The 6,396-nt window shown below is 69.8% G+C and carries 4 protein-coding genes; all 4 read left to right on the top strand.

The features are described 5' to 3' along the window. The first annotated feature begins 3 nt into the window (after positions 1–3). Positions 4–1,524, top strand: coding sequence for an arabinosylfuranosidase ArfA (gene arfA, locus ACWC09_RS04185; RefSeq protein ID WP_450848276.1), 1,521 nt, complete (start codon positions 4–6; stop codon positions 1,522–1,524). 94 nt (positions 1,525–1,618) lie between these two features. Continuing rightward, the gene (locus ACWC09_RS04190; RefSeq protein WP_450848278.1) at positions 1,619–3,664 is read left to right on the top strand and encodes an RICIN domain-containing protein; all 2,046 of its coding nucleotides are present in this window, start codon (positions 1,619–1,621) and stop codon (positions 3,662–3,664) included. A gap of 97 nt (positions 3,665–3,761) precedes the next feature. Beyond that, complete coding sequence (gene araB, locus ACWC09_RS04195; protein WP_450848280.1) at positions 3,762–5,417, top strand: ribulokinase; 1,656 nt, start codon at positions 3,762–3,764, stop codon at positions 5,415–5,417. Positions 5,418–5,440: 23 nt separating this feature from the next. Further along, the coding region (locus tag ACWC09_RS04200) for an L-arabinose isomerase family protein (protein WP_450848282.1) at positions 5,441–6,396 on the top strand (956 nt) is incomplete at its 3' end.

Genomic DNA, 6,396 nt, shown 5'->3' on the forward strand with positions numbered 1-6,396 from the left:
TTCATGCTGCACGCCTCCCTGGCCGTCGACCCCGCCTTCCGCGTCGCCGACGTGAGTCCCCGTACCTTCGGCTCGTTCGTCGAACACATGGGCCGCTGCGTCTACACCGGCATCTACGAGCCCGGCCATCCCCTTGCAGACGAGGACGGCCTGCGCCGTGACGTCCTGGACCTGGTGCGCGAGCTGGGCGTGACCGCCGTGCGCTATCCCGGCGGCAACTTCGTCTCCGGCTTCCGCTGGGAGGACAGCGTCGGCCCGGTGGCCGAACGGCCCACCCGTCTCGACCTCGCCTGGCACAGCACCGAGACCAACGCGTTTGGCCTGCACGAGTTCCACCGCTGGGCCGAGAAGGCCGGCGTCGAGCCGATGATGGCCCTCAACCTCGGCACCCGGGGCGTCGCCGAGGCCCTGGACCTGCTGGAGTACTGCAACCACCCGGGCGGCACCGCCTGGTCCGACCAGCGGATCAAGAACGGCGCCCCCGACCCCTTCGGCATCCGCATGTGGTGCCTGGGCAACGAGATGGACGGCCCCTGGCAGACCGGCCACAAGACCGCCCAGGAGTACGGCCGCATCGCCGCCGAGGCCGCCCGGGCCATGCGCATGATCGACCCGAAGCTCGAACTGGTCGCGTGCGGCAGCTCCAGCTCCTCCATGCCGACCTTCGGCGCTTGGGAGGCCACGGTCCTGGAGGAGGCGTACGACCAGGTCGACTACATCTCCTGCCACGCCTACTACGAGGAACTCGACGGCGACCTCGGCAGCTTCCTGGCCTCCGGAGTCGACATGGACCACTTCGTCGACTCGGTGGTCGCCACCGCCGACCACATCCGGGCCAAGCTGCGCCGCAAGAAGCGGATCAACCTCTCCTTCGACGAGTGGAACGTCTGGTACAACACCCGTTTCGAGGCGCAGGAGAAGCCCGCCGAATGGGCCGTCGCCCCGCGCGTGATCGAGGACGAATACAACGTCGCCGACGCCGTCGTCGTCGGCGGGCTGCTGATCAGCCTGCTGCGGCACAGCGACCGCGTCACCGCCGCCTGCCTCGCCCAGCTCGTCAACGTCATCGCCCCCATCCGCAGCGAGGCCGGCGGTCCCAGCTGGCGGCAGACCACCTTCCACCCCTTCGCCCAGGCCGCCCGGCACGCCCGAGGCACGGTCCTGCGCGTGGAGCCGGTGGCGCCGACGTATGAGACGAAACGTTTCGGCGAAGTCTCCGTCGTCGACGCCGTGGCCACGCACCTCTCGGAGGCGGACGGCGCCGACGAGCTCACCGTCTTCGCCGTCAACCGGCACCAGAGCGAGAACGTCGAACTCGCCCTCGACCTGCGGGCGTTCCCCGGCTACACGCCGGTCGAGCACTCGGTGCTGAGCGACCCCGACATCCGCGCCGCCAACACCCAGGACGACCCCGACCGGGTACGCCCGTACGCCGCCGACACCGGTCCCGTCGCCGACGGCCGTCTCACCGCGAGCCTGCCGCCGGTCTCCTGGAACGTCATCCGGTTGCGCCGCGCCGGCTGACCCGCCCCCTCGGACACCCGCCGTTCCTTGTTCTCCCGGAGAGCGGCGGGCCCAGCACCACCCCCTCATCCCGGACATCCCTTGGGAGCCGCCCATGTCCACCACCAGGGAAGGCGCCATACTCCGCGCCGTACCCCGCACCCAGGCGATCACTCTGCTGCTGGCCCTGCTCGCAGCCGCCGTCGCCCTCGTCCTGCCCGCCGCCGGCCCGGCGCACGCGATCTCGCGCGCCTCGCAGACCATGTACACCCCGCCGTCGAACGCCCCGTCCCCCGGCTCGCTCTACCCGCGCGCCGTGCGCCTGCAGTACAGCGGATCCTCCGACGGCACCCTGCTCGCCACGTTCGAGCAGTACAGCTCGGGCACCCCGGTCTTCCCGATCTACCGCAGCACCGACAACGGCAACAGCTGGACGCAGATCTCCAGCATCACCGACACGCACAACGGCTTCGGCATGCGCTACCAGCCGTTCCTGTACGAACTCCCCACCGCAGTAGGCAACTTCCCGGCGGGCACGATCCTCGCCGCCGGCAACTCCATCCCCAGCGACCTCTCCTCGACCTCCCTCGACCTGTACGCCAGCACCGACCATGGCAGCAGCTGGTCCTACGTCAGCACCATCGCCACCGGCGGCGAGGCCGACCCCACCAACGGCAAGACGCCGGTGTGGGAGCCGTTCCTGATGGTGTCCGGCAACAAGCTGATCGCGTACTACTCCGACCAGCGTGACCCCAACAACGGCCAGAAGATCGTGCACCAGGTCAGCACGGACGGCCTGACCTGGGGTTCCGTGGTGAACGACGTCGCCACCTCGACGTACGGTGACCGCCCGGGCATGCCCGTCGTCGCCAAGCTGCCCAACGGCAACTACGTGATGACGTACGAGTTCTGGGGCGCTCCGGAGGGCGGCTTCGCCGTCTACTACAAGATCTCCTCCAACCCGGAAGCGTTCGGTTCCGCCACTGGCATCGCCCTCAAGGCGACCGACGGCACCCAGCCCAAGAGCTCCCCGTACATCACCTGGCTGCCCACCGGCGGCGCCAACGGCACCCTCGTCGTCAGCGCCAACAGCAGTGACGACCTGTTCCTCAACACCCAGAACGGTGCTGCGAACACCTGGACGCGCATCGCCTCCACCGTGCCCGGCGGCTACAGCCGCGGTCTGCTCCCGCTGGCCGACGGCCACAGCCTGCTCGTCCTCAGCGGCGGCCACCTGACCAGCACCGGCCTCAACCCTGTCACCTACGGCACCATCGACCTCGGCGGCGGCATCTCCGACGGCGCCACGTACACCATGTCCAACGCCAACAGCAACCTGATGCTGGCCATCGCGGGTGGCTCCACCACCAACGGAATCAACGCCACCCAGCAGAACGCCGACAACGCCACCGACCAGCAGTGGAAGTTCGTCCAGCAGACCTCCGGCTACTTCAAGATCTTCAACGTGGCCAGTGGCAAGGTCCTGGGCGTGCAGAACCAGTCCACCGCCAACGGCGCCAAGGTCCTGCAGTGGGACGACAACGGCACCCTCGACCACGAGTGGGCGATCGCCCCGAACCCGGCGGGCGGCTTCACCGCCACCAACCGGATCAGCAGCAAGTACCTGGAGATCCCCAGCGCCTCCACCACCGTCGGCACCGCCGCCGGGCAGTGGTCCGACACCGGCTGCGCCTGCCAGCGCTGGAACCTCACCCAGACCGCCCTGCCCACCCTGTCCACCGGCCAGTACCGGCTGGTCAACAAGAACAGCGGCAAGTTCCTGGAGATCCCCGGCGCCTCCACCACGGTGGGCAAGCAGGCCGGCCAGTGGGTCAACACCGCCAACAACTGCCAGCTGTGGACGTTCCAGTCGGTCAGCGGCGGGGCGTGGACCGTGAAGAACGTCAACAGCGGTCTGTTCCTCGACAACAACGGCTCGGCCTCGGCCGGCGCGGCCGTCGTCCAGAACTCGTCGTCCACCGCGAGCTCCCAGAAGTGGACGCTCACGGACGCGGGCGGCGGCTACTACAAGCTCGTCAACTCCGGCAGCGGCCTGGTGGCGGACGTCGCCTCCGCCTCCACCGCCAACGGCGCGCTGATCGTCCAGTCGGCGGACAACGGCGCCGATGACGAACTGTGGCAGGTCGTACGGGTCAACTGACCCACCCGGGGGGCCCGGTCGCGGCCGGGCCCCCCGCCCTTCTGTCCAGCATTCCGAACGATGACTGACATATCGAACGAGAGAGGTGGGTTGGCCCGTGTCTGAAGAACCCTGTGTCGTGGGCGTCGACTTCGGCACCCTGTCCGGCCGTGCCGTGGTGGTACGGGTCAGCGACGGCGCGGAACTGGCGTCGGCGGAGCACGTCTACGCCCACGCCGTCCTGGACCGGACCCTGCCCGACGGCACCCGGCTGCCCCCCGACTGGGCCCTGCAGGTCCCCTCGGACTACATCGACGTGCTGCGAGGCGCCGTACCCGAGGCTCTCGCCCGCGCCGGAGTGCGGCCGGAGCAAGTCATCGGCATCGGCACCGACTTCACCGCCTGCACGGTCCTGCCGGTCCTCGCCGACGGCACACCGCTGCGCGAACTCCCCGGCCTGGAGAACCGCCCGCACGCCTACGTCAAGCTGTGGCGCCACCATGCCGCCCAGGGCCAGGCCGACCGGATCAACGCGCTGGCCGCCGAGATGAAGGAGCCGTGGCTTGGGCGGTACGGCGGGAAGATCTCCTCGGAGTGGGAGTTCGCCAAGGCGCTCCAGGTCCTGGAGGAGGACCCCGAGGTCTACCGGCGCACCGAGCGCTGGCTGGAGGCAGCCGACTGGATCGTGTGGCGGCTGTGCGGGACGTACGTCCGCAACGCCTGCACGGCAGGCTACAAGGGCCAGTACCAGGACGGGCGTTACCCGTCGCCCGAGTATCTGGCGGCGCTGCACCCGGACTTCGCCGACTTCGTGACCGACAAGCTGGACCATCCCATCGGTCAACTCGGCGATCCGGCCGGAGTGTTGACGGCCGAGGCGGCCGCCTGGACCGGGCTGTCGGAGGGCATCACGGTCTGTGTCGGCAACGTCGACGCCCATGTCACCGCCCCGGCGGCGGTCGCCGTGGAACCCGGCCAGATGGTCGCCATCATGGGCACCTCCACCTGCCATGTGATGAGCTCCGACCAGCAGGGTGCCGTGCCCGGCATGTGCGGGGTCGTGGACGGTGGCATCCTCCCCGGGCTGTGGGGCTACGAGGCCGGGCAGAGCGGCGTCGGCGACATCTTCGGCTGGTTCGTCCGCACGGGCCTGCCCGCCGAGTACGCGGAGCGTGCCGCCGCGGCCGGCCAGACCCCGCACGAGTACCTGACCGCCCTCGCGGCCGGACAGAAGGTCGGCGAACACGGCCTCCTCGCCCTCGACTGGCACAGCGGCAACCGCTCCGTCCTGGTGGACCACGACCTCAGCGGCCTGCTCATCGGCCAGACGCTCTCCACCCGCCCCGAGGACATCTACCGCGCCCTGCTCGAGTCCACCGCCTTTGGCACCCGCACCATCATCGACGCCTTCGAGTCCGCCGCCGTACCGGTGACGGAACTGATCATCGCGGGCGGCCTGACGAAGAACGCCCTCCTCATGCAGATCTACGCCGACGTCACCCGCCGCCCGCTGAGCATCATCGGCTCGACCCAGGGCCCGGCCCTCGGCGCCGCGATGCACGCCGCCGTCGCCGCCGGGGCGTACTCCGACATCCGTGCCGCGGCCCACGCCATGGGCAAGGTCCACCGCCGGGTCTACCTGCCGGACCCGCAGCGCGCGGCGGCCTACGAGCGCCTCTACTCCGAGTACCGCGTGCTGCACGACTACTTCGGCCGCGGCACCAACGACGTCATGCACCGCCTGCGCCGCATCCGCGCGGAAGCCTCTGCCTGAGCCACTGTGGAAGGAACCCCCTCATGACCATTTCCGAAAGGCCCTACGACAGCCAGGAGATCTGGTTCCTCACCGGTAGCCAGGGCCTGTACGGCGACGACGTGCTGCGCCAGGTCGCCGACCAGTCCAGAAGCATTTCCGAGACCCTCGGCCGCCCCGGGAAGGTCCCGGTCAGGATCGTGTGGAAGCCGGTCCTCACCGACGCCGAGTCGATCCGCCGGATGTGCCAGGAGGCGAGCGCCTCCGACGCCTGCGTCGGCGTGATCGTGTGGATGCACACCTTCTCCCCAGCGAAGATGTGGATCGCCGGACTGAGCGCGCTGGACCGGCCGTTGCTGCATCTGCACACCCAGTACAACCTGTCGCTGCCCTGGCCGAGCATCGACATGGACTTCATGAACCTCAATCAAGCCGCCCACGGCGACCGGGAGTTCGGGCACATCGAGTCCCGCGTCGGCGTCGACCGCAAGATCGTCGCCGGTCACGCCACCGACCCGAGGGTGATCCGGCGCGTTGCCGCCTGGGCCCGTGCCGCCGTCGGCCGCCACACCTCGCGCACCCTGCGCCTGGCCCGCTTCGGCGACAACATGCGCGACGTCGCGGTGACCGAGGGCGACAAGGTGGAGGCCCAGCTGCGGTTCGGCTTCTCCGTCAACACCTATGCCGTCAACGACCTGGTCGCCGTGGTCGACGACGTCGAGGACAAGGCGGCCGCCGAACTCGCCGACGAGTACGTGGAGTCGTACGAGGTCGTCCCGGCCCTGCGCCCCGGCGGCATCCGCCACGACTCGCTGCTGTACGCGGCCCGCCTCGAACTCGGCCTGCGCGCCTTCCTGACGGAGGGCGGTTTCACCGCCTTCACCACCAACTTCGAGGACCTCGGAGGCCTGCGCCAGCTGCCCGGCCTCGCGGTCCAGCGCCTCATGGCCGACGGCTACGGCTTCGGCGGCGAAGGCGACTGGAAGACCTCCGCCCTGCT

Source organism: Streptomyces sp. NPDC001617, assembly GCF_053596855.1.